Origin of the sequence: Roseicyclus marinus (genome assembly GCF_036322625.1) — a bacterium.
Classification (GTDB): Bacteria; Pseudomonadota; Alphaproteobacteria; order Rhodobacterales; family Rhodobacteraceae; genus Roseicyclus; species Roseicyclus marinus_A.
In genome coordinates this window covers 1,841,327-1,866,590 of the sequence record NZ_AP027266.1, presented here as the reverse complement: position 1 = coordinate 1,866,590, position 25,264 = coordinate 1,841,327, and the positions used below count along the sequence as shown (strand labels likewise).

At 66.2% G+C, this 25,264-nt stretch carries 25 protein-coding genes; 19 read left to right on the top strand and 6 right to left on the bottom strand.

Going from position 1 to position 25,264, the window contains the following annotated elements:
• Positions 1–82: 82 nt before the first annotated feature.
• Positions 83–1,474 carry a dihydrolipoyl dehydrogenase gene (lpdA, locus tag AABA51_RS08795; RefSeq protein WP_338271386.1) on the top strand — a complete coding sequence of 464 codons (1,392 nt, stop codon included), beginning with the start codon at positions 83–85 and terminating at the stop codon, positions 1,472–1,474.
• A 64-nt stretch (positions 1,475–1,538) separates the two neighbouring features.
• On the opposite strand, the gene AABA51_RS08790 is transcribed toward lpdA, so the two are convergent.
• Complete coding sequence (locus tag AABA51_RS08790; protein WP_338271385.1) at positions 1,539–2,408, bottom strand: Hint domain-containing protein; 870 nt, start codon at positions 2,406–2,408, stop codon at positions 1,539–1,541.
• Between the two features lie 172 nt (positions 2,409–2,580).
• On the opposite strand from AABA51_RS08790, the gene AABA51_RS08785 reads away from it, so the two are divergent.
• Entirely contained in the window at positions 2,581–3,717 is a 1,137-nt protein-coding gene (locus tag AABA51_RS08785; RefSeq protein ID WP_338271384.1) for an MFS transporter, read from the top strand.
• 73 nt (positions 3,718–3,790) lie between these two features.
• Positions 3,791–6,724 (top strand): excinuclease ABC subunit UvrA, encoded by a 2,934-nt coding sequence (uvrA, locus tag AABA51_RS08780; protein ID WP_338271383.1) that lies wholly within the window; start codon positions 3,791–3,793, stop codon positions 6,722–6,724.
• Between the two features lie 137 nt (positions 6,725–6,861).
• Here uvrA and AABA51_RS08775 read toward each other — a convergent pair whose 3' ends face one another.
• The 3 genes from AABA51_RS08775 to AABA51_RS08765 all read right to left on the bottom strand — a co-directional run bounded on the left by AABA51_RS08775 (position 6,862) and on the right by AABA51_RS08765 (position 8,809).
• Positions 6,862–7,923 carry a YeeE/YedE family protein gene (locus AABA51_RS08775; RefSeq protein WP_338271382.1) on the bottom strand — a complete coding sequence of 354 codons (1,062 nt, stop codon included), beginning with the start codon at positions 7,921–7,923 and terminating at the stop codon, positions 6,862–6,864.
• 45 nt (positions 7,924–7,968) lie between these two features.
• Positions 7,969–8,271: an ArsR/SmtB family transcription factor gene (locus AABA51_RS08770; RefSeq protein ID WP_338276498.1), complete on the bottom strand. Its 303-nt coding sequence runs from the start codon at positions 8,269–8,271 to the stop codon at positions 7,969–7,971.
• Between the two features lie 157 nt (positions 8,272–8,428).
• Entirely contained in the window at positions 8,429–8,809 is a 381-nt protein-coding gene (locus tag AABA51_RS08765) for a hypothetical protein (RefSeq protein ID WP_338271381.1), read from the bottom strand.
• A gap of 105 nt (positions 8,810–8,914) precedes the next feature.
• Between AABA51_RS08765 and AABA51_RS08760 the strand changes: the two genes are divergently transcribed.
• The 13 genes from AABA51_RS08760 (at position 8,915) to AABA51_RS08700 (ending at position 20,476) form a co-directional block, all read left to right on the top strand.
• A complete protein-coding gene (locus AABA51_RS08760) occupies positions 8,915–9,655 on the top strand; it encodes a cytochrome c biogenesis CcdA family protein (protein WP_338271380.1) in 741 nt (246 codons plus the stop codon).
• 44 nt (positions 9,656–9,699) lie between these two features.
• Positions 9,700–10,281 (top strand): thioredoxin family protein, encoded by a 582-nt coding sequence (locus AABA51_RS08755; protein WP_338271379.1) that lies wholly within the window; start codon positions 9,700–9,702, stop codon positions 10,279–10,281.
• Positions 10,282–10,391: 110 nt separating this feature from the next.
• Positions 10,392–10,871 carry a sulfur oxidation c-type cytochrome SoxX gene (gene soxX, locus AABA51_RS08750; protein WP_338271378.1) on the top strand — a complete coding sequence of 160 codons (480 nt, stop codon included), beginning with the start codon at positions 10,392–10,394 and terminating at the stop codon, positions 10,869–10,871.
• 42 nt (positions 10,872–10,913) lie between these two features.
• A complete protein-coding gene (soxY, locus tag AABA51_RS08745; RefSeq protein WP_338271377.1) occupies positions 10,914–11,336 on the top strand; it encodes a thiosulfate oxidation carrier protein SoxY in 423 nt (140 codons plus the stop codon).
• A 28-nt stretch (positions 11,337–11,364) separates the two neighbouring features.
• Complete coding sequence (gene soxZ, locus AABA51_RS08740; RefSeq protein ID WP_338271376.1) at positions 11,365–11,694, top strand: thiosulfate oxidation carrier complex protein SoxZ; 330 nt, start codon at positions 11,365–11,367, stop codon at positions 11,692–11,694.
• 45 nt (positions 11,695–11,739) lie between these two features.
• Complete coding sequence (gene soxA, locus AABA51_RS08735) at positions 11,740–12,606, top strand: sulfur oxidation c-type cytochrome SoxA (RefSeq protein ID WP_338271375.1); 867 nt, start codon at positions 11,740–11,742, stop codon at positions 12,604–12,606.
• An 84-nt stretch (positions 12,607–12,690) separates the two neighbouring features.
• Positions 12,691–14,385, top strand: a complete 1,695-nt coding sequence (gene soxB / locus AABA51_RS08730) for a thiosulfohydrolase SoxB (RefSeq protein ID WP_338271374.1) — start codon at positions 12,691–12,693, stop codon at positions 14,383–14,385.
• Between the two features lie 31 nt (positions 14,386–14,416).
• A complete protein-coding gene (gene soxC, locus AABA51_RS08725; protein WP_338271373.1) occupies positions 14,417–15,691 on the top strand; it encodes a sulfite dehydrogenase in 1,275 nt (424 codons plus the stop codon).
• Position 15,692: 1 nt separating this feature from the next.
• Positions 15,693–16,772, top strand: a complete 1,080-nt coding sequence (locus AABA51_RS08720) for a c-type cytochrome (protein ID WP_338271372.1) — start codon at positions 15,693–15,695, stop codon at positions 16,770–16,772.
• Complete coding sequence (locus tag AABA51_RS08715; RefSeq protein ID WP_338271371.1) at positions 16,769–17,464, top strand: c-type cytochrome; 696 nt, start codon at positions 16,769–16,771, stop codon at positions 17,462–17,464. The genes AABA51_RS08720 and AABA51_RS08715 overlap by 4 nt, the downstream gene beginning before the upstream one ends.
• A gap of 88 nt (positions 17,465–17,552) precedes the next feature.
• Positions 17,553–18,818, top strand: coding sequence for an NAD(P)/FAD-dependent oxidoreductase (locus tag AABA51_RS08710; protein WP_338271370.1), 1,266 nt, complete (start codon positions 17,553–17,555; stop codon positions 18,816–18,818).
• A 69-nt stretch (positions 18,819–18,887) separates the two neighbouring features.
• Positions 18,888–19,319 carry a DUF302 domain-containing protein gene (locus tag AABA51_RS08705; protein WP_338276496.1) on the top strand — a complete coding sequence of 144 codons (432 nt, stop codon included), beginning with the start codon at positions 18,888–18,890 and terminating at the stop codon, positions 19,317–19,319.
• 89 nt (positions 19,320–19,408) lie between these two features.
• Positions 19,409–20,476, top strand: a complete 1,068-nt coding sequence (locus tag AABA51_RS08700) for a YeeE/YedE family protein (RefSeq protein ID WP_338271369.1) — start codon at positions 19,409–19,411, stop codon at positions 20,474–20,476.
• On the opposite strand, the gene AABA51_RS08695 is transcribed toward AABA51_RS08700, so the two are convergent.
• Positions 20,464–21,207 (bottom strand): SDR family NAD(P)-dependent oxidoreductase, encoded by a 744-nt coding sequence (locus AABA51_RS08695; protein WP_338271368.1) that lies wholly within the window; start codon positions 21,205–21,207, stop codon positions 20,464–20,466. The two genes, AABA51_RS08700 and AABA51_RS08695, sit on opposite strands and share 13 nt — an antisense overlap.
• Before the next feature lie 57 nt (positions 21,208–21,264).
• On the bottom strand, positions 21,265–21,999 hold the full coding sequence (locus AABA51_RS08690) for a GntR family transcriptional regulator (protein ID WP_338271367.1): 735 nt from the start codon (positions 21,997–21,999) through the stop codon (positions 21,265–21,267).
• Between the two features lie 101 nt (positions 22,000–22,100).
• On the opposite strand from AABA51_RS08690, the gene AABA51_RS08685 reads away from it, so the two are divergent.
• From AABA51_RS08685 to AABA51_RS08675, 3 genes are read left to right on the top strand one after another with little or no spacing between them, the layout of a single operon-like run.
• On the top strand, positions 22,101–23,141 hold the full coding sequence (locus tag AABA51_RS08685) for a Gfo/Idh/MocA family protein (protein ID WP_338271366.1): 1,041 nt from the start codon (positions 22,101–22,103) through the stop codon (positions 23,139–23,141).
• A complete protein-coding gene (locus tag AABA51_RS08680; protein WP_338271365.1) occupies positions 23,138–24,148 on the top strand; it encodes a Gfo/Idh/MocA family protein in 1,011 nt (336 codons plus the stop codon). The genes AABA51_RS08685 and AABA51_RS08680 overlap by 4 nt, the downstream gene beginning before the upstream one ends.
• Entirely contained in the window at positions 24,145–25,251 is a 1,107-nt protein-coding gene (locus tag AABA51_RS08675) for a Gfo/Idh/MocA family protein (RefSeq protein ID WP_338271364.1), read from the top strand. Before AABA51_RS08680 ends, AABA51_RS08675 begins: the two co-directional genes overlap by 4 nt.
• Positions 25,252–25,264 lie beyond the last annotated feature (13 nt).

Below are 25,264 nucleotides of genomic sequence, written 5' to 3'. Positions count from 1 at the left end.
GCCTGCGACAGGGCGGCGATTGCCCGAAGCGCCGGAATTTGTTTAACGTTGAACAAATGGAATTCCGGGAGGAGATCGACCCGTGGCACAGACATTCGACGTGATCGTGATCGGCGCGGGGCCGGGCGGCTATGTCGCCGCCATCCGCGCCAGCCAGCTGGGCCTGAAAGTGGCCATCGTGGAACGCGAGCACATGGGGGGCATTTGCCTCAACTGGGGCTGTATCCCCACCAAGGCGATGCTGCGGTCCTCGGAAGTGTATCACCTGATGCACCGGGCCAAGGAATTCGGGCTGAAGGCCGACAATATCTCCTATGATCTGGATGCGGTGGTCAAACGCTCGCGCGGGGTGGCCAAGCAGCTCAATTCCGGCGTCGGCCACCTGATGAAGAAGAACAAGGTCACCGTCTTCATGGGGGCCGCGACCCTGCCCGCCAAGGGCAAGGTCGAGGTCAAGACCGACAAGGGCACCGAAGTGCTGGAGGCCAAGAACATCATCCTGGCCACCGGGGCGCGGGCGCGCGAATTGCCGGGGCTGGAGGCCGATGGCAAGCGCGTCTGGACCTACAAGCATGCGCTGGTGCCGCCGCATATGCCCAAGAAACTGCTGGTGATCGGCTCGGGCGCGATCGGGATCGAATTCGCGAGTTTCTACAACACGCTGGGGGCCGATACGACCGTGGTCGAGGTGCTGGACCGCATCTTGCCCGTCGAGGATGCCGAGATTTCCGCCTTTGCCGAGAAATCCTTCAAGAAGCAGGGGATGAAGATCATGGCCAAGGCCATGGTCAAGAAGCTCGACCGCGCGGCCGACAAGGTCACGGCCCATATCGAGGTGGGCGGCAAGGTCGAGACCCATGAGTTCGACACGGTGATTTCCGCCGTGGGGATCGTGGCCAATACCGAAGGTCTGGGGCTGGAGGCGCTGGGCGCCAAGATCGACCGCAGTTTCGTGGTGACGGATGAGTATTGCCGGTCGGGTGTCGAGGGGCTTTACGTCATTGGCGATGCGACCAACGGGCCGTGGTTGGCGCACAAGGCGAGCCATGAGGGCGTGATGGTGGCCGAGCTGATCGCGGGCGGCCATCCGCATCCGGTGAAGCCCGAGCAGATCGCGGGCTGCACCTATTGCCATCCGCAGGTGGCGAGCGTGGGCCTGACGGAGGCCAAGGCCAAGGAACGGGGATACGAGGTCAAGGTTGGCCGCTTCCCCTTCATCGGGAACGGCAAGGCGATTGCGCTGGGCGAGCCCGAGGGGATGATCAAGACGGTCTTCGACGCCAAGACGGGCGAATTGCTGGGTGCGCATATGGTGGGCGCGGAAGTGACCGAGCTGATCCAGGGTTACGTGGTGGGTCAGAAGCTGGAGACGACCGAGGCCGATCTGATGGAAACGGTATTCCCGCATCCGACGCTGTCGGAGATGATGCACGAGAGCGTGCTCGACGCCTATGGGCGGGCGATCCACATCTGAGGATCTGCGCCACGCATGGAAAAAGGGCGGTCCGGGTCGGGCCGCCCTTCTGCGTTTGGGGGGCTCAGGCAGCGTGGGGTGGCCCCAGGCGGATGCGGAGGGCCGTGGGGATTTGGCGCGCGCAGGTGATGCGGGGCAGGGGGAGTTCGGCCATGCCGCGATCCGCGCCGTAGAGCGCGAGGTATTCGGCGTGATTGTCGAAGGCGGCGCGGCCTGCATAGGAGATGAAGGTTTCGGTCGGCGCGCCATGGGCGAGGATCACGTCGTGGGCTTCGGTCTCGACATGGTAATTGGTCACGCTGGCGGGCAGGACGGAAAGGGCGAGGCGGGTGATTGTCGTGCCGTTCACGAGGGCGCCCGCGTTGATGACGAGGCCATCGAGGATCATGCCGTGATCGGCGGTCACGGTGAGGTCGCGGTGGGGCAGGCCCTGCCCCAGCGCGCCTGCCCGGATCAGGACAGGCCGCGCGCGGTCACCGGCGAAGAGTTTGGAGAGCGTCTGCCGCCCGATCCAGCGCACGGGGACGCTGCGGCCATCGGCGGTGAGGATGGGATCACCGATGGAAAGCCGCTCGACCGCCACCTCGCCCGCAGGCGTGGCGATGCCGGTGCCGGGGGCGAAGCAGAAGGCATAGGTGCCCGTGGTGGTGAAGCCGATATTCGCGCCGTCGGTCAGGGGGCTGTTGGAGACAAGATAGTATCTGCGCGACAACCTGAAGACGGGGTCGCCCGCAGCGGAAAAGCCTTCGAGCGTGACGGGGAAATTGAAGGCGGAATAATATAGCCGCTCACCGACACTGGCCGTCCCGTCGGTGTCGAATTCCTCGAGGTAACTGCCCCCGGTGGGGCCGTTGAAGGCTCCGACGGTGAACCCGGTTTCCGGACTGCCTGTCAGTTCCGCTAGGTAGGCATAGGTCTCGCGGGCCGGGGTCATGTGAGACTCACTCGTTAACCAATTACACGAGGGTTGGATATCCGAAGGGCGGATTGTGTAAAGGTAGGGAAAAGCGCCTTTTTCGGGCGGTTCGTCACGGTGTCGTGAGCGCCCCCGCTGCGCTGGGTGCGGTGCCGCTTGACCCCGGAGCCATCCCCGGCCAAGCAGGCGCATGGACAGGCCCATCCCCCATCTTGAGCATCGCACGCCCTGGGCGCTGGTGGCCGCACTTTACGGCGCGGGGCTGATCGCGGCGGGGCAATTCGCCAAGGTCTCGCTGACGCTGGGGCCACTGGCCGTCGCCTATCCCGGTTGGCCGGTGGCATTCGCGGTGTCGGCGGTGGCGGTGATCGGCATCCTGTTCGGGGTTCTGGCGGGGGGTGTCACGGCCAGCCTTGGGCCGCGCCGTGCGATCCTGATCGCGCTGGCGCTGTCGGCGCTAGCGGGGCTGGGGCAGGCGTTTTTGCCGCCCTTTCCGGTGCTGATGGGCCTGCGCATCGTCGAGGGGGCGGGGCACCTGGTGCTGGTGGTGGCGATCCCGACGCTGATGGCCGCGATTTCCGCGCCGCGCGACCGGGGGCTGGTGATGGGGCTCTGGGCCACGTTTTTCGGCGTGGGTTTCGCGCTGGCAGCCCTTGTCGTGGGCGAGGCGGCGGGGGCGGTTTTCGGCTGGCATGCGGGGCTGGCGGCGCTGATCGGTCTGGTTCTGTGGCGGATGCTGCCCCGGGGCATCGCGGCGGAACGGCGGGCGCTGCCGCGTCTGGCCGATCATGTCGCGATCTACCGTGCCCCGCGTCTGTTCGCGCCGGCGCTGGGCCATGGGATCTACGCCTTCGCCTTTCTCGCGCTGGTCACCTATCTGCCCGAGGCCTTGGGGGCGGCATGGCTGTCGCCGGTTCTGCCCGTGGTGGGGATCGCGGGATCGCTGGTGGCGGGGGCCTTGGCGCGCGCGATCGCGCCCGGTGCGCTGGTCGTGGGGGGATTTGTCGCCATGGCGGGGATTTTCGCGCTGGCGATGATCCTGCCGGGCCTTGCCGCGCCGCTGTCGGTTCTGGCGATGCTGGTCTCTGGCGTGGTGGCGGGGGGCGGTTTTGCCGCCGTGCCATGGCTCAATGCCGGGGATGGCGACCGGGCGCTGGCCAATGGGGCGCTGGCGCAGCTGGGCAATATCGGCACCTTTGCGGGCACGCCTGTTCTGGCCGCGCTGGGGGTGGGGGCAAGCCTGCCCCTGGCCATCGCGGTGGGCATTTTCGGGGCATTGGCCACGGGTCTGGCCTATCGCGCGGCCGCGCGGGGGAATGTTCGCTGAACGTTCCGATTTTTGGGTTGGAGACTCGGGGCGGCGGGACTATCTGTTGCGGGTCCGTTAACAGGGGTCGGTCATGCCGGAGCAGAAGCATATCGAGGTGCGCGGGGCGCGCGAGCATAACCTCAAGAATATCGACCTCGATATTCCGCGCGACCAGTTGGTGGTGATCACGGGCCTGTCGGGGTCGGGCAAGTCGAGCCTCGCCTTCGACACGATCTATGCAGAGGGGCAGCGGCGCTATGTCGAGAGCCTGTCGGCCTATGCGCGGCAATTCCTCGACATGATGGGCAAGCCCGATGTGGATCACATCTCGGGCCTCTCCCCCGCGATTTCCATCGAGCAGAAGACGACGAGCAAGAACCCCCGGTCGACCGTCGGCACGGTGACGGAGATCTACGATTACCTGCGCCTTTTGTTCGCCCGTGCGGGCACGCCTTATAGCCCCGCGACCGGCCAGCCCATCGAGGCGATGCAGGTGCAGGACATGGTCGACCGCGTGATGGCGATGGAGGAGGGGACGCGCGCCTATCTGCTGGCCCCCATCGTGCGCGACCGCAAGGGCGAGTACCGCAAGGAATTCATGGAGCTGCGCAAGCAGGGGTTCCAGCGGGTGAAGGTCGACGGCGCCTTTTACGAGCTGGAGGAGCCGCCCACGCTCGACAAGAAATTCCGCCATGACATCGACGTGGTGGTGGACCGGATCGTGGTGCGCGAGGGGATCGAGACGCGGCTGGCCGACAGTTTCCGCACCGCGCTGGACCTGGCGGACGGGATCGCGGTTCTGGAGGTGGTTTCGGGCGGCTCATCGGCGGCTTCCGCCGCCTCTTCGCGCGAGGAGGGCTCGGCCGAGGCCGAGGAGCCGGTGCGGATCACGTTTTCGGAGAATTTCGCCTGTCCCGTCTCGGGCTTCACCATTCCCGAGATCGAGCCGCGCCTGTTTTCCTTCAACGCGCCGTTCGGGGCCTGCCCGACCTGTGACGGGTTGGGGATGGAGTTGTTTTTCGACGAGCGGCTGATGGTGCCCGATGCGGCGCTCAGCCTCGAGGCCGGGGCCATCGCGCCCTGGCGCAAGGGCAAGTCGCCCTATTTCACCCAGACGATCGAGGCCATCGCGCGCCATTACGGGTTCAAGGCGAAGACGCCCTGGAAGGATCTGCCCCCCGAGGTGCAGGAGGTGTTCCTGCGCGGCTCGGGCGAGGAGGAAATCCAGTTCCGCTATGACGAGGGGGGGCGTGTCTACCAGGTGAAGCGGAGTTTCGAGGGGGTGATCCCCAACATGGAACGCCGCTACCGCGAGACGGACAGCGCCTGGATCCGCGAGGAATTCGAGCAATACCAGAACAACCGCCCCTGCGGCGCCTGCGGCGGCTACCGGCTGCGGGAGGAGGCGCTGGCGGTCAAGATCGGGCCTGCGACGGGTCCGGCCAATGCGCGGTTGCATGTGGGGCAGGTCGTCCAGATGTCGATCAAGGAGGCGTTGGCCTGGGTCGAGAGCGTGCCGGGCAGCCTGAGCGCGCAGAAAAACGAGATCGCGCGCGCGATCCTGAAGGAGATCCGCGAAAGGCTGGGGTTTTTGAACAACGTGGGTCTCGATTACCTGACACTGGCGCGCAATGCAGGCACGCTGTCGGGGGGCGAGAGCCAGCGCATCCGGCTGGCGAGCCAGATCGGATCGGGTCTGACCGGGGTGCTGTACGTGCTGGACGAGCCGTCGATCGGCTTGCACCAGCGTGACAATGACCGGCTGTTGGGGACGCTCAAGAACCTGCGCGACCAGGGCAATACGGTGATCGTCGTCGAACATGACGAGGAGGCGATCCGCGAGGCGGATTACGTCTTCGACATCGGGCCGGGGGCGGGCGTGCATGGGGGGCGGATCGTGGCGCGGGGGACACCGGCCGAGATCACGGCGGACCCTGCCTCGCTCACCGGGCAATACCTGTCGGGCGCGCGCGAGATCGCGGTGCCCGCCACGCGGCGCAAGGGCAGCGGCAAGAAGATCACGGTGGTCAAGGCCACGGGCAACAACCTGCGCGAGGTGACAGCGGAGTTTCCGCTTGGCAAGTTCGTCTGCGTGACGGGCGTGTCGGGCGGGGGGAAATCGACCCTGACCATCGAGACCCTGTTCAAGACGGCCTCGATGAAGCTGAACGGGGCGCGCCAGACGCCCGCGCCCTGCGAGACGATCAAGGGGCTGGAGCATCTGGACAAGGTGATCGACATCGACCAGCGCCCCATCGGGCGCACACCGCGGTCGAACCCCGCGACCTATACCGGGGCCTTCACGCCGATCCGGGACTGGTTCGCGGGCCTGCCCGAGGCCAAGGCGCGCGGCTACAAGCCGGGGCGGTTTTCCTTCAACGTGAAGGGCGGGCGTTGCGAGGCCTGCCAGGGCGATGGCGTCATCAAGATCGAGATGCATTTCCTGCCCGATGTCTATGTCACCTGCGAGACCTGCAAGGGCAAGCGCTACAACCGCGAGACGCTGGAGGTGCAGTTCAAGGGCAAGAGCATCGCCGATGTGCTCGACATGACGGTCGAGGATGCGCAGGAGTTCTTCAAGGCGGTGCCCTCTATCCGGGAAAAGATGGATGCGCTGGTGCGGGTGGGCCTTGGCTATATCAAGGTTGGCCAGCAGGCCACGACCCTTTCGGGGGGCGAGGCGCAGCGGGTGAAGCTGTCGAAGGAATTGGCGAAACGGTCGACGGGCCGGACGCTGTACATTCTCGACGAGCCCACGACGGGGTTGCATTTCGAGGATGTGAAGAAGCTCCTGGATGTGCTGCACGAGCTGGTCGAGCAGGGCAATTCCATGGTGGTGATCGAGCATAATCTCGACGTGATCAAGACCGCCGATTGGATCATCGACATCGGCCCGGAAGGCGGGGATGGGGGCGGCGAGATCGTGGCCACCGGCACGCCCGAGGAGGTGGCCGAGGTGGAGCGGTCCCATACCGGGCGCTACCTGGGGCCGATGTTGAAGCCGCGCAAGCATGCCGCCGAGTAGCGGGGCCGCTTAACTGGGCCGAGGAGCTGGGCCGAGGAGCTGGGCCGAGGCGCGGGGCGGCCGGGCCGGAGCCTCCGGCGGGCATATTTGGGGAAAGATGAAGGGGCGGTGGCGCGACGGGCCTTTGCCGCCCCCGGTCAGAATTCGCGGGCGAGGCCGTGGCCGAGGATGAGTTGGCGCAGGCCGATCCAGCCGCCGAGCCAGACGCTGGCCGCGACCACGGGCGCGTGGAAGGAGAGCAGCGAGAGCGCCGAGAGGCCCTGGCCGATCGAGCAGCCGGCGGCCAGAACCGCACCGAAGCCCATCAGGATCGCGCCGCCCATCTGGCGCTTGAGTTCGCGCGGATCCTCGCAGGCTTCCCAGCGGAACCCGTCGCGGATGAGCGAGCCGAGGAAGGCGCCGATCAGGACCCCGAAGACCGAGCCGATGGCGAAATCGGGTTCGAGCCCGGAGGAGGACATCGTGTAGCGGATCGTGTCGCCCACAGGCGCGGTGAAGCTGTGGGAATGGACGAGCCAATGTTCGAAGCCGGTATTGGCGACATGGGCCGTGCCCAGAAACCCGCTGCTGATGGCCATGCCCGCGACGAGGCCCCAGAACAATTCCTTGTGCCGGGCGTGGCGCAGGAGCGAGAGAGCTGCCGCGATCAGCACGACGAGGCCGAGCGTCAGGCCGATGGTCCAGCCGGGCAGGCCGGTCGTGGCGCCGAGGTAATGGGCCCAGCCCTGCGCGGCATCGGGGTGCTGGTCGATGGGAAAGAGCCGTTCGCGCAGCGCGGCCAGCGGGCCCGAGAGCATGGCATAGGCCGCGACCCCCATGACGAGGGCGATGACCATGGCGCGCAGATCGCCGCCGCCGAGCCGGGCCAGCATGCCGAAGCCGCAATTGCCCGCCTGCGCCATGCCATAGCCGAACATCAGGCCGCCGAGGGCAGCGCCGGCGAGCGTGAAGCCGTTGTAGAGATAGATCGCCTGGTGCAGGCGGATCAGGCCCGCGCCTTCGGCGGCGAAATTGACGGCCATCGCGGTGCCGAGCGCCACGACCCACATCCAGAGCCGGGTGCGGTCCTGGCCGAAATGGGCATCTTCGATCATGCCGAGCGTGCAGAAACGGCCAAGCCGCGCGGCGAGGCCGAGGAATACGCCGCCGATCAGGCCGATCAGGGTGATCGACCAGGCTTCGCCGAGGAGATCGAGCATGTTCCCTCCCTTCGACCCGACCAAGCGCCGGTCAGAGACGCGGGGTCAGGTGCAGAACAACTCGTAGACGCGTTCGATGATCAGGCGCGCCCGTTCGTCTGTCAAACGGTAATAGATCTGCTTGCCGTCACGGCGCGCGGTCACCAAGCCTTCGAGGCGGAGGCGCGAGAGCTGCTGGGAGACGGCGGCCTGGCGGGAGGCGAGCATCGTTTCGATCTCGGCCACGGATTTCTCGCCATTGGCCAGCGCGCAGAGGATCATCAGCCGACCCTCGTGGCTGATCGCCTTGAGGAAATCGGAAGCGGTCTGCGCATTGGTGCGGATACGGGTCCAGGTGGCGTCATCCATCGGCTCGTCGATGCGCGGCAAGATGGAGGACACCTGGGCGACCAGGTTGTTTTCGTCGATCTTCGACCTGTCGTGGTGCAGGCTCATGATACACTCCCGTGGGAGACACAAAGCATGCCGCGGCGCGGCGGGGCAAGGGGTCTGTGGCGGTCGGGGGTCATCCGTCGGCGTTCCGTGTCATCCATGCCGCATCGGCGCGGTCGAGCATCCGGCCGAGCAGGCCCCAGAAGAAATCTTCGCCCGGGTAGCCTTCGAGGCGGGAAATTTCGGTTCCATGGCGCATCAGGACGAAGGTCGGGGTGTAGACGGGGCGCGTGTCGAAGGTGAGGTCATCCGGCAGCGGCTGGCCGAGGTCGACGCGGCGCAGCGGCGCGAATTGCCCCTCGGGGGTCAGCGGGTATTCGGGGGCCACGTCACGGTTCCAGCGGGCGCAATAGACGCAGCCATGCTGTTCGATCAGCACGAGTTGCCAGTCCTGCGCGGCGGATGCGCGGGGCAGGGCGACCAGAAGCAGCACGGCGGCCAGCAGGGCAACCATGGCGCGTGTGATCCGTTGAAGATGCAACGTTGACGAAACTCTCATGGCCTCTCTAATATGAATTTCTGAATGTGAAGTCCACGCAAGCTTTATGCAGGGTTCCCGATGTTCGACATTTCTCTGACCGGGGCCTTTCTGGCGGGGCTTTTGTCGTTCCTGTCGCCCTGCATCCTGCCGATGGTCCCGTTTTACCTGAGCTACCTGGGGGGCATGAGTGCGGCGGAAGTGGCGCAAGGCGGGGCCATCACGCGGGCCACGCGGATCAGGGCGGTGACGGGGGCCGTGATGTTCGCGGCGGGTGTCCTGACGGTCTTTGTGGGGCTTGGGGCCTCTGCCTCGCTCTTCGGGCAGGTGTTGCGCGACTGGTTCGACGTGTTGCGCTATGTCGCGGCGGCCATGATCATCACGATGGGTCTGCATTTCCTGGGGGTGATCCGGATCGGGTTCCTGAACCGCAGCCTGCGGGCGGAGCCGGGGGATACCGCGAACCTCGGGCTTGGCGGGGCCTACATGATCGGCCTGGCCTTTGCCTTTGGCTGGACGCCCTGCGTGGGGCCGGTGCTGGCGGCGATCCTGTTCATGGCGGGCACGACGGATACGGCGGGGCAGGGGATGATGCTGCTGTTCGGCTACGGGATCGGGATGACGCTGCCCTTTGTTCTGGCGGCGGGATTCGTGGGGCCCTTCATGCGGCTGATGCGGCGGTTCCGGCGGCACCTGGGGACGGTCGAAAAGGTCATGGGGGGCGCGCTGGTGGTTTTCGGCATCCTGATCGCGACCAATGCGCTGCTCTATGTCGGGCAGTGGATGATCGAGACATTCGAGGTGTTCCAGACCATCGGGTAGGGCACATCGCAGTGTGGCAGCAGGGCGGAGGAGGCCCGGGAGACATGTTCGCAAGATTGACCGGAGTGGTGTTGGGGGCGGCGCTTGCCCTGGGCGGTGCGGCGCGGGCCGAGGTGGGGGATGACGGGCTGCATATCGCGCCCTGGATCGAGGAGACATTCCTCGACCTGCGCGAGGATCTGGCCGAGGCCACTGCCAATGGCCAGCGCCTGATGATCATGATCGAGCAGCGCGGCTGCATCTATTGCTCGCGCATGCACGAGGAGGTCTGGGTCGAGCCCGATATCCTGCGGATGCTGGAAGAGGATTTCTACGTCCTGCGCATCAACATGCATGGGTCGACCGAGGTCACCGATTTCGACGGCGAGACGATGGAGGAGCGCGAGATCGCGCGGCGCTGGCGCAACCTGTTCACGCCGACGATCCTGTTCTTTCCCGAAGACGTGCCCGAGGGCGTGACGGGAATCGAGGCGGCGGCGGTGGTGATGCCGGGCGCATTCGGCCGTTGGACGACGTTCAACATGTTGAACTGGGTGCTTGAGGAAGGCTATGAGGGCGAGGAAGATTTCCAACGATATCATGCCCGTATGTTCGCCGAGCAGGCGGCCGCAGGGGCGACGGAATGAGCTTGGCCGAGGATCACATGCAAAAATATGAAAGTGTTCTTGCAATCAAAGGGCGAGCAATACTACGGTATACCGGAGGCCGGTGACTCGGTCCCAAGGGAGGAACTACAGTGAAGCGCCAGATGCTTTTGGTGGCCGGCATTGCCTTGGCTGCGACGAGTGTTCAAGCCGATGTCATCGCCCCCGACGACGTGGTTATGAGCGAATATGGGGAAGTTTTCGAAAGCCTGACCGGGGCTCCGGGCGATGCAGCGCGCGGGGCGGAGATTTTCGCCAGCCGTTCGGGCGGCAATTGTCTTGCCTGCCACGCGGTCTCGGCTCTTTCGGATCAGCCGTGGCACGGAGAGGTCGGGCCGGTGCTGGACGGGGTGGCCACGCGTTGGGAAGAGCCCGCGCTGCGCGGTCTGCTGGTCAATGCCGACGTGACCTTCCCGGATTCGATCATGCCCGCCTTCTACAAGGTGTCGGGCTTCACCCGGCCCGGTGATGCCTTTACCACGCGCCCCGCGCCCGCCGATCTTCAGCCCATCCTCGAGGCGCAGCAGATCGAGGACATCATCGCGTTCCTGATGACGCTGACCGACTATTGAGCCGGTCGGCCCCGTAACCCCGAGACCAAGGAGACTGATCTCATGACCCAGACACGCAGGCAATTCGTCGGCTCCGGGCTGGCGGTCATTGCCGCCTTTGCCGGCCTGCCGCATCTCGCCAATGCCGCCACGCTCGACGAGGCGATCCAGGCTTTCACCTCCGGTGCCGACATGGGCGCCGATGGCATCACGCTGATCGCCCCCGAAATCGCCGAAAACGGCAACACCGTTCCGATCGAGGTGACCGCGCCCGGTGCGGCGGCCATCATGATCCTGGCCGCGGGCAACCCGCAGGCCGATGTCTGCACCTTCAATTTCGGTCCGGCGGCAGGGTCGCAGCTGGCCTCCACCCGGATCCGCCTTGCGGGCGAGCAGGAAGTGGTGGCCATCGCGCGGATGCCCGACGGCAGCTTCAAGCAGGCGCGCCAGAATGTGCGCGTGACCATCGGCGGCTGCGGCGGCTGAGCGAAGCGACAGGACAAGGAAAGAGATCATGGCAGAGAATGTCACACCCCGCGTCCGCGTTCCGCGCGATGCCACGGCCGGCGAAAGCGTGTCGGTCCGTACCCTGATCAGCCACCCGATGGAATCGGGTCAGCGCCGCGGCAGCGACGGCAACGTCATCCCGCGGCAGATCATCAACCGCTTCACCTGCGAGTTCAACGGCGAGATGGTGGTCGAGGTCGAGATCCATCCCGGCGTGTCGACGAACCCCTATTTCCAGTTCGACGCGGTCGTGAACGAAACCGGCACGTTCCAGTTCACCTGGTACGATGACGATGGCTCGGTCTACACGGAAACGGCGGATATCACCGTCGCCTGACCGGACCTGCCAGACCAAGCCGTCGCAAGGGAGGAAGTAACGGCCATGACAAGAAAAACGCTTCTTGGCGGAACATCGGCGGCGATCATCGCCGTCCTTGCCGCCGGGGTCGGCCTAGCCGACATCCGCACCGGGGGGGAGCTCGTCATCAATGGCGAGATCCCGATCGTGACGGAAACCGCAGCGCCCGAGCATCTCGCAGGGGCGCTCAACACGATCTATTCGGGCTGGGTGTTCCGCACCGACGAGACGCGGGCCATGCAGGCGGATGATTTCGACAACCCCGGCATGCTCTATGTCGAGCAGGGGATCGAGGCGTTCAACACCGCCATGGGCACCGAGGGCAACAGCTGCGCCTCGTGCCACGAGAACCCCGAAAGCCTTGCTGGGGTCCGGGCGACCTATCCCCAGTGGGACGAGGCGCATGGCGAAGTGCAGACCGTCGAGATGCAGGTCATCGAATGCCAGACCGAGCGCATGGGCGTGGCGGAACCCTATGGCTATGACAGCCAGCAGATGCGCAACATGGTTGCGTTGATCGCATCGGTTGGTCGTGGGCAGACGGTGAACGTGGCCATGGACGGCCCCGCCGCCGAGGCCTGGGAATTGGGTCGCGAGATCTATTACACCCAGTACGGCCAGATGGAGCTGAGCTGCGCGCAGTGCCACGAGAACAACTACGGCAACCTGATCCGGGCAGACCATCTGAGCCAGGGGCAGGTGAACGGGTTCCCGACCTATCGTCTGAAGAACGCCAACATCGTGTCGATCCACAACCGTTTCCGCGGCTGTATCCGTGACACGCGCGGCGAGCCCTATGCGATCGGCAGCCCCGAATTCGTGGCGCTCGAGCTTTACGTCGCTTCGCGCGGCAACGGCCTGACGGTCGAAGGTCCCGCCGTCCGCAACTGACATCAAGATCAGCGCCCCGGAGCGATCCGGGGCGGTGTTCGTTCTAATACATTCAAAAACTTGAATAACATCTGGGGTTGAACCATGATCTCGCGTCGCCATTTCGTTCAGGCCGCCCTGGCCACATCGGCCCTGTACGGCGCCTCGGGCTTCGGCAATTGGGCGCGGCTGTCCGCGCAGCAGGCGCTGACGCAAGACCAGCTGATCGGCGAAGGCGGTCCGGGCAACGTGACGCTGATCCACATCACCGACATGCACGCGCAGACCCAGCCGATCTTTTTCCGCGAGCCGGAATTCAACATCGGCGTGGGCATCCATGCGGGCCAGCCGCCGCATCTGGTGGGGGCGGAATTCCGGGCGCGGTTCGGCGTCGAGCAGGGCAGCGCGCTGGATTACGCGCTGACCTACAGCGATTTCGAGGCGATGGCGCGCAGCTATGGCCGGATGGGCGGGCTGGACCGCATCTCGACCGTGGTCAAGGCGATCCGCGCCCAAGCCCCCCATGCGCTGCTGCTGGATGGCGGCGACACCTGGCAGGGATCGCTGCCCAGCCTGCGCACGCGCGGCATGGACATGGTCACGCTGATGAATGCGCTCGGTGTCGAGGCGATGACCTCGCACTGGGAATTCACGCTGGGATCGGACCGGGTCAACGAGCTGATCGAGAACCATGCGAACCCCGCCTTTCTCGGGGCCAATATCTTTGACGCGGAATGGGACGAGCCGGTCTACGACGATTACAAGATCTTCGAGCGCAACGGCACGGCGATAGGCGTGATCGGCCAGGCCTTTCCCTACATGCCCATCGCCAATCCCGGCTGGATGTTCCCCGAGCTGAGTTTCGGCCTGCGCCGCGACCGGATCGCGGAAGTGGTCGAGGAGGTGCGGGCTGCGGGCGCAGAGGTTGTGGTTCTGTTGTCGCACAACGGGTTCGACGTGGATCGCCAGTTCGCCCGCGACATTCCGGGGATCGACGTGATCCTGACCGGACATACCCATGACGCGCTGCCCGAGCCGATCCAGGTCGGCAACACCTTCCTGATCGCGAGCGGAAGCCACGGCAAGTTCGTGAGCCGTGTCGATCTGGATGTGCAGGATGGCGCGATGCGCGGCATCAGCCACCGGTTGATCCCGATCTTTTCGGACGTGATCGCGCCCGACCCCGAGATGACGGCGCTGGTCGAGGAAACCCGCGCCCCCTATGCCGCCGAAATGTCCGAGGTCATCGGCACATCGGGGTCGCTCTTGTTCCGGCGCGGGAATTTCAACGGCACATGGGATGACGTGATCTGCGACGCGCTGATCAGCCAGCGGGATGCGCAGATCGCGCTCTCGCCCGGGTTCCGCTGGGGCGCGGCCGTGCTGCCCGGACAGGAGATCACGCGCGAGGACATCTACAACGTCACCGCCATGACCTATCCCAACGCCTACCGGACCGAGATGACGGGCGAGATGCTGCACACGATCCTCGAGGATGTGGCCGCCAACATCTTCAACCCGGATGCCTATTACCAGCAGGGCGGCGACATGGTCCGCGTGGGCGGCATGGGCTACCGGATCGACCCGGCCCAGCCACAGGGCAGCCGCATCACCGAGATGACGCTCCTGTCCACGGGTGAGCTTGTGCAGCCCGACCAATCCTATGTCGTGGCAGGCTGGGCCAGCGTGAACGAGGGCACCGAGGGTCCGCCGATCTGGGACGTGGTGGAAAACCACATCCGTGCGCAGGGCACCGTGACGCTCGAACCCAACAACTCCGTCGATGTCGTGGGCGGCTGACGCCCCTGCCTGACCAGAGAGGTATCGAAAAATGACCGACAGTCCGAAATTCACCCAATCGCGCCGGCAGTTCCTGGCAGGGGCCGCCGTGGCCACCGGGGCCGCCGCCACGGGCAAGTTCGCCCATGCGCAGGCTGCAGGCCCCGATCCGGCGATCACCCAGATGCAGCCCTGGCAGCAATATCTGGGTGCGGGGGTCGATGCCGCGCCCTATGGCGTGCCCTCGCCCCACGAGGCGCATGTGGTGCGCCGCAACGTGGAATGGCTGACCGCCGATACCGTCAGCTCGGTCAATTTCACGCCGCTCCACGAGCTGGAGGGGATCATCACCCCCAACGGCTTGTGTTTCGAGCGCCACCATTCGGGCGTGGCCGAGATCGATCCCGGCCAGCACCGGCTGATGATCAACGGTCTGGTCGACAATCCGCTGGTCTTCACCATGGAAGACCTGATGCGCTTTCCGCGCGAGAACCGGACCTATTTCCTCGAATGCGCGGCCAATACCGGCATGGAATGGCGCGGTTCGCAGCTGAACGGCGTGCAGTTCACCCATGGCATGATCCACAACGTGGTCTATACCGGCGTGCCCCTGCGGCTGATCCTCGAGGAAGCGGGTGTGCGCACCAATGGCAGCTGGATCCTGCCCGAGGGCGCGGATGCCAGCGGCATGACCCGCTCGATCCCGATGGAAAAGGCGCTCGATGATTGCATGGTCGCCACGCATATGAACGGCGAAAGACTGCGCCCCGAACAGGGCTATCCGCTGCGGCTGGTCGTGCCCGGTTGGGAAGGCAACATGTGGGTCAAATGGCTGCGCCGGATCGAGGTCGGTGACGCGCCCTGGCACCACCGCGAGGAAACGTCGAAATACACCGATCTTCTGGCTGATGGTCAGGCGCGCCGCTTCACCTGGGAGATGGACGCGAAATCGGTCATCACCAATCCCAGCCCGCAGGCGCCGATCCTGCATGGGCCGGGGCCGACCGTTCTGACCGGTGTCGCCTGGTCGGGTCGGGGCACGATCCCGCGGGTGGACGTGACGCTCGATGGTGGCATCAACTGGCACCGCGCGCGCATGTCGGGCCCGTCTTTCGACAAGTCGATGCACCGGTTCTACTTCGAATTCGACTGGGATGGGCGGCCGCTTCTGTTGCAGAGCCGGGCGCATGATTCCACCGGCTACGTCCAACCCACCAAGGATCAGCTGCGCGAAGTGCGCGGCCTGAATTCGATCTACCACAACAATGGCATCCAGACCTGGGCCATCAACGAACGCGGTGAGGCGGAAAATGTCGAAGTCGGTTGAAATGATGAAAACGCTCACGCTGTCCACGGCGCTTGTCGTCACCGCCAGCTTCGCCTTTGCGCAGGAAAACCCGGCCCCGAGCCGCGAGGGCGGTTTCGGCCTCGGGCGCACCGCCTTGCCCGAGGAAATCGCGGCATGGGATATCGACATCCGCCCCGACGGACAGGGCCTGCCGGTCGGATCGGGCGATGTCTACACGGGCGAAGAGCTCTACATCGATTATTGCTCGGCCTGTCACGGCGATTTCGGCGAGGCGGTGGGCCGATGGCCGGTTCTGGCGGGGGGCTTCGGCACGCTGGACGATGAAGATCCGCACAAGACGATCGGGTCCTATTGGCCCTATCTGTCGACCGTCTGGGATTACGTGCACCGCGCCATGCCCTATGGCGCCGCGCAATCGCTGGAAGATGACGAGGTCTATGCAATCGTCGCTTACCTGATGTATCTCAACAACATGGTGGACGACGATTTCGAACTGTCGAACGAGAACTTCCTCGAGATGGCGATGCCCAACGAGGATGCGTTTTTCATGGATGACCGGGCGGCGACGGAACTGACCGTTTTCGCCGGTGAGCCCTGCATGGAAAATTGCGCCGAAAGCATCGAGATCACGGCGCGGGCGACCGTTCTGAACGTGACGCCCGAGAGCGAGGAAGAGGCCACGGCGACGCCCGAGGCGACGCCAGCCGCCGCCGCGGCGGAGGTGGTCGAAACCGCAGCGGCCGAGCCCGAGGCACCGGCCGGTCCCGACCCGGAACTGGTCGCGGCGGGCGAGGGGCTGTGGCGTCAATGCGCCTCGTGCCACCAGATCGGCGAGGGGGCCACGAACCGCACCGGGCCGATGCTGAACAACACCTATGGCGCGCCAGTGGGCAGCCACGAGGGGTTCCGCTATTCGCCCGCCTTTGCCGAGGCCAATGCCGCCGGCATGGTCTGGGATGACGAGACGCTGACGGCCTATCTGCTCGATCCGCGCGGGTTCATTCCCGGCAATCGCATGGCGTTCCGCGGATTGCGGTCCGAGGAAGATGCCGCCGCAATGATCGCTTATATCCGGGCCGAGGGGGGTGACGCCGAATGACACCGGTGCGCGCGGGTCTTGCCGCGTTTGCCTTTGCGACACTGGCCGCGTCGACCTCCCCGGCGCTCGGTCAGGGTGACCCGGCACGGGGCGAGCCGCTGTATCGTCCCTGCCGGGCCTGCCACATGATCGGGGAAGGGGCCGTCCATCGTGTCGGCCCCCAACTCAACGGCCTGGTCGGACGCGCCATCGGGGCCGCGCCGGGCTATGAATTCTCGGATGATCTGGCCCAGGCCGGGGCCGAAGGGGCCGTCTGGAACGCCGAGACGCTGGACCGGTTCCTTGCCGGCCCGCGCGATTATTTTCCGGGCACGCGCATGGTCTTTCGCGGCATCCGCTCGGAACAGGACCGGGCCGACCTGATCGCCTACATGCTGGCAGAGGGAGGCCCCGCAGAGGAGGGCGCGCCCTTGGCCGATGTGGCCGTCGATCCCGAGGTCGCGGCCATCCTCGCCATCGCGGGCGACGTTCCCTACGGCGAATACCTGTCATCGGAATGCACCGCCTGCCATCAAGCCGACGGAGGATCGGATATCCCGTCGATCCGGGGGCTGGCACCGTCGGTCTTCATTGCCGGACTTGTTGCTTATCGCAACGGAACGCGCGAACATCAGGTCATGAACATGGTGTCCCGGCGCCTCGGAGACGAGGAAATCGCCGCGCTGGCCGCCTATTTCGCAAGCGCCGAGTGATCGGAACGGCATAGGGCAATCCAAAGGGGGGCTTTCAGACCGGCCCCCCGCGCAAGTCCCGGAAAACGGGGTTAAAAGGGAGGAAGACATGAGTATCAACAGACGCGTTTTTCTTGGAACGACCGCAGCCATTGCGGGCAGCCTGGCCGCGCCGATGATCGTCCGGGCGCAATCGGCGCCGCGCGTGGTCGTGGTGGGCGGCGGATCGGGCGGCGCCACGGCTGCGCGCTACATCGCGCGCGATGGCGCGGGGGCCGTTGACGTGACCCTGATCGAGCCGCAGCGGATCTATCACACCTGCTATTTCGGCAACCTCTATCTTGGCGGGTTCTTCGACTACGACGATCTGGGGCATTCCTACAGCACGCTGGCCTCGACCCATGGGATCAACGTGGTCCATGACTGGGCCGTGGGCGTTGACCGCGATGCCAAGACCGTCGCGCTGGCCAGCGGGGCGCGGGTGCCCTACGACCATCTTGTCCTGTCGCCCGGCATCGATTTCGTCGAGGACAGCGTGCCCGGCTGGTCGGTTACGGCCCAGGGCCGGATGCCCCATGCCTACAAGGGCGGCACGCAGGTCCAGCTTTTGCGCGAACAGATCGCGGCGATGCCCGAGGGCGGCACCTTCGCCATGGTCGCGCCCCCCAACCCCTATCGTTGCCCGCCCGGCCCCTACGAGCGTGTCTCGATGGTGGCCCATTACCTGCGCGAGAACAATCCGACGGCCAAGATCCTGATCGTGGACCCCAAGGAGAGCTTCTCCAAGCAGGGGTTGTTCGAGGATGCGTGGAACCGTCATTATTCGGGCATGATCACCCGGATCGGCCCCGACATGGGCGGCAGCACCTTCGAGGTGGATCCGGCGGCCATGACCGTCACCATCGACGGCGTGGTCGAGAACGTGGATGTCTGCAACGTCATCCCCGGCCAGCGCGCGGGCCAGATCGCCTTTGCCGCGGGCATCACGGATGGCAATTGGGCCCCCGTTTCGGCCTATGACATGACGAGCCGGATCGATCCCTCGATCACCGTTCTGGGGGATGCCGCAGCCCAGGGCGCGATGCCGAAGTCGGGCTTCTCGGCCAACAGCCAGGCCAAGGTCGCGGCCAATGCGATCCTTGCCGCGCTGACCGGGTCGCGGGCCTTCCCGGCGCGGTATTCGAACACCTGCTGGTCGCTGCTCGACACCGATGACGGCGTGAAGGTCGGCGCGACCTACGAGGCCAGCGACGAGGGCATCGTGAGCGTGGACAGCTTCGTGAGCCAGGTCGGCGAAACGGCGGATGTGCGGGCCGCGACCTATCGCGAAAGCCTCGACTGGTACCGGGCGATCACGACCGACATGTTCTCCTGAGACCCATGCCCCCGTGGGCGGCCCTGAGCCGCCTGCGGGGGATATCCCAACCCGGAGGTGTTCCCGATGCTGCGTTCCCTGTTCCTGGCCTTTGGATTGGCACTGGCCCCGCTTGCGGCAACGGCGCAGGAAGCGATTGTTTTCGAATATCCGGGCAGTTTCGAAGACGCGAGTTTCGGCATCGAGAATGCGATCATCAACCGGGGGCTCGTGATCGATTACACGAGCCATGTGGGCGAGATGCTCAACCGCACCGCCGGGGATGTGGGCGCCACCGAAGAGCTGTTCGACAACGCCCAGATCTTTCTCTTTTGTTCGGCGGCGGTGTCGCGCCGGGTGATGGAGGCCGATCCGATGAACATCGTGCATTGCCCCTATGGCATCTTCATCGCGGAAATGGACGGCGCGGTGACGATCGGCCATCGCGATTACCCCGACGGCCCCATGCAGGAGGTCGAGGCGCTTCTGGATGCCATCATCCTCGAGGCCATGGCCGACTGATCCGCCAGCCGCGCCTTGCGGCTTGATGCAGGTCAACGCATGCGCGGCTGCGACCACGCTAGAGCTGTGCCAGTTCAAGGACGCGGGCCATGTTTGAAACGCTTTTGATGACCTTTGGCGATCCCTTGGTGCTGGCCTTGGCCGGGGCGCTGACGGGTCTTGTATTTGGCTGGGCCGCCCAGCGGTCGCGGTTTTGCCTGCGCGCGGCAACCGTCGAAGTGGCGGAAGGCACGTTCGGGCCGAAGCTTGCCATCTGGCTGATCGTCTTTTTCACCGCGCTGATGCTGACGCAGGGGGGCATTGCGCTGGGTCTCTTCGAAGTCTCCTCCACCCGGCAATTGGCGGCCGAAGGCTCGGTCTCGGGTGCGGTGATCGGCGGCGTGATGTTCGGTGTGGGGATGGTGCTGGCACGCGGCTGCGCGTCGCGGTTGCTGGTCCTGTCGGCCACGGGGAACCTGCGCGCGCTGGTGACGGGCCTGGTGGTGACCTTGGTGGCGCAGGCCTCCTTCACCGGGGTGCTTGCACCCGCGCGGGAGGCGTTGACGGCGCTGTGGACGGTGCCGGGCGGGGCAGGGCGGAACCTGCTGGACGGGCTGGGTCTGGGGTCGGGGGCGGCCATGGTGCTGGCGGGTCTGGCGCTGACAGGCGCGCTGGTGCTGGGGCTGCGGCGTGGGCTTGGCGCGGGTGTCGTCATCGGCGCGGGCTTCGTGGGGCTGGCCGTGACCATGGGCTGGGCGCTGACCGCCTTGATCGCAGCCAACAGTTTCGAGATCGTGGCCGTGTCTTCCGTGACCTTTACGGGGCCTGCCACCGACACGTTGATGGCGCTGGTGACGGAACGCTCTGTCGCCCTGTCCTTTGGCATCGGGCTGGTACCGGGCGTCTTCGTGGGGGCGGGCGCGGCGGCACTGGCCTTCGGTGAATTCCGGCTGGAACGCTTCGGGGCCGATACGCCGATGGAGCGCTACCTGGTCGGGGCTGTCCTTATGGGGTTCGGCGCGATGCTGGCCGGGGGTTGCGCGGTGGGCGCGGGTGTCTCGGGCGGGGCGGTCATGTCGACCACCGCCCTGCTGGCCGTCTTTGCCATGTGGATCGGGGCCATGACGACGGTCCGCGTCATGGCCGCCTTTGCGCGCGGGCGCGCTCAGACCGTGTAGTTGAGGCCCAGCCGCCCGCCATCGACATAGATCGTCTCACCCGTCACGTAGCTGGCTTTCTGCGAGCAGAGAAAGGCCACCACGTCCCCTATTTCGCGCGCGGTGCCGACCCGACCGATGGGGGTGCGCGACAGGACGCGGGCCAGCGCCTCGGGCGAGGCATTCACGCCGGTCATCATCTCGGTATCGATGGAGCCGGGGCCGACCGCGTTGACGCGGATGCCATGGGGCGCCAGCGCCAGCGCCGAGGCCTTGGTCAATTGCTGCACCCCGCCCTTGGAGGCGCAATAGGCCGGGATCGCAGGGATCGCCACCACCGCGTTGATCGAGGACATGTTGACGATGGCCCCCTTGATGCCCGCCTTGATCATGCCGCCCGCCGCGCGCTGGGTCGCGGCAAAGACGCTGCGCAGGTTCAGACCGATGACCGCGTCGAAATCCGCGAGGCTGTAGCTCAGGAAATCGCCCGGTTTGGCGATGCCCGCATTGTTGACCAGGGCTGCGACCGGGCCTTCCTCGGCCTCGATCGTGTCGAAGAGCGCGATGAGCGCGTCGGCATCGGCCACGTCGCAGACAAAGCCGCGCCCGCCGATGCCCTTGGCCGCGTCATGGACGCTGTCCTTCACATCGGCCAGCATCACGCGAAAGCCGTCGGCGGCCAGCGCTTCGGCGCAGGCAAGCCCGATGCCCTGCGCCCCGCCCGTTACAAGCGCAATCGGTTGGTCGGCCATGTCGGATACTCCCAGTCGTTTGGTCCGGCGCGACCCTGCGGCGCGCGGCGCATGGTGTCAATTCGATCCGGGCGCGTCGTCGAAGAGGGCGGCGTGACGCGACTTGAGATCGGCAAGCGTGGTGAGGACGACGCGCAGATGGGCACGCATCGCGGCAAGGGCGGCCTGCGTGTCGCGGGCGAGGATGGACGAGAGGATGTCTTGGTGTTGGTCCAGCAGGCGCGCGATATGGTCCCCGTCCGAGAGCGAGAGGATGCGCAGCCGGTCCAGCGCCGATTTCTCGCGCACCAGGAGCGTCTCGGCCCTTTCATAGCCCGTGGCCTGTGCCAGCGCGACATGGAAGCCATCATCGAGGCTTTGAAACCTGTCCATGTCGCGCGCCGCGGCCGCGCGGGCCTGTGCATCGATGTTTTCGGTCAGCATCGCCTGCATCCGGGGCGAAAGGCCGATCTCGCAAAGCCGCGCCACATGGGCGAGTTCCAGCGCCTCGCGCAGGAATTGCGCCTGTCTCACCGCGCCCTCGGAAATGGCCGCGACATAGCTGCCGCGCGAGGGCCAGGTGACGATCAATCCGTCCTCCCGCAGCCGGGTGAAGGCGTCGCGCACGGGTGTGCGGCTCGCGCCGAAGCGTTGGCCCACCTCGGTCTCGGACAAAAGGCAACCGGGCGGCAGGATGCCTTGCAGGATTGCCGTCTTGAGCCCTCCGTGGATCTGGTCGGCCACGGGGCGCGCGGGATCCACCGGCTGCACGCTCAGGCGGGCGAGGGGATCGGGCGTGGCAGTGTCGGGCATGGCGGCCTCGAGTGGGTGTATCAATCCGTATACCGGTATACCGGTCCCTTGACAACGCCGCGATCCGGGCCTCAGGGTGGCCCCGCAGATCGGGGGGAGAGATGGCCAGAACCGCGCCGGACAGGGTGCTGAATGCCGTGCTGATCGGGGCGGGCATGGTGGCCGCGACCCATGCCGCCGCCTTGCGCGATGCTCCGGGTCTGCGCCTGCACGGCATCTGGTCGCGCAATCCCCAACGCGCGGAGCCATTGGCGGCACAGCATGACGCGGCGGTCTATCACGATCTGGCCGAGGTTGCCGCCGATCCCACCCTGGATTTCGCCATCGTGCTCACGCCGCCCGACGGTCGGGTCGGGCTGATCGATCCGCTTGTGGCGGCGGGCAAGCCCATCTTGATGGAAAAACCCGTGGCCCGTTCGGGGACGGAGGCGCGGCAGGTGGTGGATCAATGCGCCGCTGCCGGGGTCATGCTGGGCATCGTGTTCCAGCACCGGATGCGCGCGGCATCGCGCGCGGCGGCGCGTCTGGTGGCGGGGGGCGATCTGGGCGCGCTGGGTCTGGTCGAGATCGCGGTGCCGTGGTGGCGCGATCAATCCTATTACGACGAGCCGGGGCGGGGCACCTATGCACGCGACGGTGGCGGCGTGTTGATCAGCCAGGCGATCCATACGCTCGATCTGGCGCTGTCGCTGGCGGGGCCGGTGACAGCGGTGCAGGCGATGACGGCCACGACCCGGTTCCACCGGATGGAGGCCGAGGATTTCGCCACTGCGGGCCTGCGCTTTGCCAATGGGGCCGTGGGAAGCCTTGTCGCCTCCACCGCGAGTTTTCCGGGTGGGGCAGAGCGGATCACGCTGCATTTCGACCATGCGAGCCTGCATCTGGAGGCCGGCGTTCTGACCGTTCGGCACCGCGACGGGCGCATCGAAACCCATGGAGAGCCTGCCACGACAGGCGGCGGGGCCGATCCCATGGCCTTTACCCATGCCTGGCATCAGGCCGTGATCGAGGATTTCGCCGATGCCATCCGCCATGGCCGCGATCCGATGGTGACGGGACGCGCGGCCTTGCCCGTTCATGACCTGATCGATGCCATCACCCAATCGGCCCGGACGGGCCAGACCACCGAGGTTGCCCTATGAAATTCGCCGCCATCGGCATCGATCACCGCCACATCTTCGGGATGGCCGCGAACCTCATGGCCGAGGGGGCGGAATTCGTCGGCTGGTGGACCGATGGCGATCCCGAGCCGCTTGACGGATTCATCAAGCGCTTTCCCGACGTGCCCCGCGTGGCCGAGGCCCAGGTGCTGCTCGATGACCCCGAGATCGCCTTGATCTGCATTTCCTGCATCCCGCGCGATCGGGCGGCTTGGGCCGTGCGCGCGATGGAGGCGGGCAAGGATGTGATGACCGACAAGCCCGGCTGCACGACGCATGCGCAATTGGCCGAGCTGCGGGCAGTTCAGGCGCGGACCGGCCGCATCTGGTCGGTGGATTTCTCGGAACGGTTCGAGGTGCCCAGCGTGACGAAAGCCGCCGAACTGGTGGCCGAGGGGGCCATCGGGCGGGTGATCCAGACCGTGGGGCTTGGGCCGCATCGCCTCAATCGGGCGACCCGGCCTGCATGGTTTTTCGACCGCGACGCCTATGGCGGCATCCTGACCGATATCGCCAGCCACCAGATCGACCAGTTCCTGTTCTTCACGGGCTCGACCGGGGCCGAGATCACGCTGGCCACCGCCGCGAACCTTGCCCATCCGGGCGATCCCGGCCTTCAGGATTTCGGAGAGATCGCGCTGCGCTCCGACCGCGGCCATGGCTATATCCGGGTCGATTGGTTCACGCCCGATGCCCTGCCCACATGGGGCGACGGGCGGCTGACCATCCTTGGCACCGAGGGCTATATCGAGCTGCGCAAATATGTCGATGTGGGGCAGGACGGCACCGATCACCTGATCCTCGTCAATGGCACGCGCTGCGAAAGGATCGATGCGAGCGGCGCGGGGATGCCCTATTTCGCGCGGCTCATCGCCGATATCCGCGACCGGACCGAAACCGCCATGCCGCAGGCCCATGCCTTTACCGTGATGGAGTTGGCGCTGACCGCGCAGGCCATGGCCGAGGGCAAACCGGGGTCGCGCGCATGATCGGGGTGGCCATCATCGGGGCAGGCATCGGGCGCGAGCATCTGGCGGGCTATCGCGCCCTGGCCGCGCGGTTCGCCGTGCGCCGTCTTGTCGATCTCGACATCGGGCGCGCGGTCGAGATTGCGGGGGGCGATAGCGACATCAGGATCGGCGCGGATATTGCCGAGGCCTTGGCCGATCCCGCCATCGATCTGGTCGACATCTGCCTGCCGCCGCATCTGCATGTGCCCATTGCGCTTCAGGCCCTGCAGGCGGGCAAGCATGTTATCCTCGAAAAACCCATCGCGCCCTCGCTGGCCGACTGCGACCTGCTGGCGGCGGCGGAGGCTGCCTCGGGCCGGCGCCTGTTCCCGGTGTTCCAGTATCGTTACGGGCCGGGGACGGCGGCGCTTGATGCGCTGATCGCGGAGGGCTTGGTGGGCAAGCCGCAGGTTGCCGCGCTCGAAACCCACTGGAACCGGGGGGCCAGCTATTACGCCGTGCCGTGGCGGGGCACATGGGCGGGGGAACGCGGCGGCGCGGTTCTGGGCCATGCGATCCACAACCACGATCTGTTGTGTCGCTATTTCGGCGCGCCCGCAGGCGTCAGTGCCCAGGTGGCCACCCGCATCAATCCCATCGAGACGGAGGATTGCGCGGCCATCCTCATCCGGTTCGAGACGGGCGCGCTGGCCACATCCTCGGTCACGTTGGGGGCGGCGGGCGACAAGACGCGGCTGCGCCTTGTCTTTGAGCATCTGACCGCGACCTCGGGCGATCTGCCCTATGCGCCCGCCGATGGCGCATGGAGTTTCACCGCCCGCGACCCGGCGGACCAGCCAAGCGTCGATGCCGTTCTGGCAGGATTGCCCAAGCCGAGATCGGGTTTTGCAGGCTATCTCGAGGCGATTGCCGATGCGCTCGACGGCGCGCCGGGGCGCGAGGTGACCCTGACCTGCGGTCGGCGGTCCATCGAGCTTGTGACGGCGGTTTACGCAGCGGCGCGCGACGCGAGGGAGGTTGCGCTTCCCCTGCCGCCTGACGCAGAGTTCTATCACGGCTGGCTTCCCGGAGAGATGCCCGAAACGGGCGCGGCGGGGCTGGCGGAGAACGACCCAAGATGACCAACAGGATCAT

Bases quoted from the DNA above. Each gene is read 5' to 3' on its own strand.
- AABA51_RS08790 (WP_338271385.1), bottom strand. From the start codon at position 2,408: ATGACCCCGGCCCGCGAGACCTATGCCTACCTAGCGGAACTGACAGGC.
- AABA51_RS08785 (WP_338271384.1), top strand. From the start codon at position 2,581: ATGGACAGGCCCATCCCCCATCTTGAGCATCGCACGCCCTGGGCGCTG.
- uvrA (WP_338271383.1), top strand. From the start codon at position 3,791: ATGCCGGAGCAGAAGCATATCGAGGTGCGCGGGGCGCGCGAGCATAAC.
- AABA51_RS08775 (WP_338271382.1), bottom strand. From the start codon at position 7,923: ATGCTCGATCTCCTCGGCGAAGCCTGGTCGATCACCCTGATCGGCCTG.
- AABA51_RS08770 (WP_338276498.1), bottom strand. From the start codon at position 8,271: ATGGATGACGCCACCTGGACCCGTATCCGCACCAATGCGCAGACCGCT.
- AABA51_RS08765 (WP_338271381.1), bottom strand. From the start codon at position 8,809: ATGGTTGCCCTGCTGGCCGCCGTGCTGCTTCTGGTCGCCCTGCCCCGC.
- AABA51_RS08760 (WP_338271380.1), top strand. From the start codon at position 8,915: ATGTTCGACATTTCTCTGACCGGGGCCTTTCTGGCGGGGCTTTTGTCG.
- AABA51_RS08755 (WP_338271379.1), top strand. From the start codon at position 9,700: ATGTTCGCAAGATTGACCGGAGTGGTGTTGGGGGCGGCGCTTGCCCTG.
- soxY (WP_338271377.1), top strand. From the start codon at position 10,914: ATGACCCAGACACGCAGGCAATTCGTCGGCTCCGGGCTGGCGGTCATT.
- soxZ (WP_338271376.1), top strand. From the start codon at position 11,365: ATGGCAGAGAATGTCACACCCCGCGTCCGCGTTCCGCGCGATGCCACG.
- soxA (WP_338271375.1), top strand. From the start codon at position 11,740: ATGACAAGAAAAACGCTTCTTGGCGGAACATCGGCGGCGATCATCGCC.
- soxB (WP_338271374.1), top strand. From the start codon at position 12,691: ATGATCTCGCGTCGCCATTTCGTTCAGGCCGCCCTGGCCACATCGGCC.
- soxC (WP_338271373.1), top strand. From the start codon at position 14,417: ATGACCGACAGTCCGAAATTCACCCAATCGCGCCGGCAGTTCCTGGCA.
- AABA51_RS08720 (WP_338271372.1), top strand. From the start codon at position 15,693: ATGATGAAAACGCTCACGCTGTCCACGGCGCTTGTCGTCACCGCCAGC.
- AABA51_RS08715 (WP_338271371.1), top strand. From the start codon at position 16,769: ATGACACCGGTGCGCGCGGGTCTTGCCGCGTTTGCCTTTGCGACACTG.
- AABA51_RS08710 (WP_338271370.1), top strand. From the start codon at position 17,553: ATGAGTATCAACAGACGCGTTTTTCTTGGAACGACCGCAGCCATTGCG.
- AABA51_RS08700 (WP_338271369.1), top strand. From the start codon at position 19,409: ATGTTTGAAACGCTTTTGATGACCTTTGGCGATCCCTTGGTGCTGGCC.
- AABA51_RS08695 (WP_338271368.1), bottom strand. From the start codon at position 21,207: ATGGCCGACCAACCGATTGCGCTTGTAACGGGCGGGGCGCAGGGCATC.
- AABA51_RS08690 (WP_338271367.1), bottom strand. From the start codon at position 21,999: ATGCCCGACACTGCCACGCCCGATCCCCTCGCCCGCCTGAGCGTGCAG.
- AABA51_RS08685 (WP_338271366.1), top strand. From the start codon at position 22,101: ATGGCCAGAACCGCGCCGGACAGGGTGCTGAATGCCGTGCTGATCGGG.
- AABA51_RS08680 (WP_338271365.1), top strand. From the start codon at position 23,138: ATGAAATTCGCCGCCATCGGCATCGATCACCGCCACATCTTCGGGATG.
- AABA51_RS08675 (WP_338271364.1), top strand. From the start codon at position 24,145: ATGATCGGGGTGGCCATCATCGGGGCAGGCATCGGGCGCGAGCATCTG.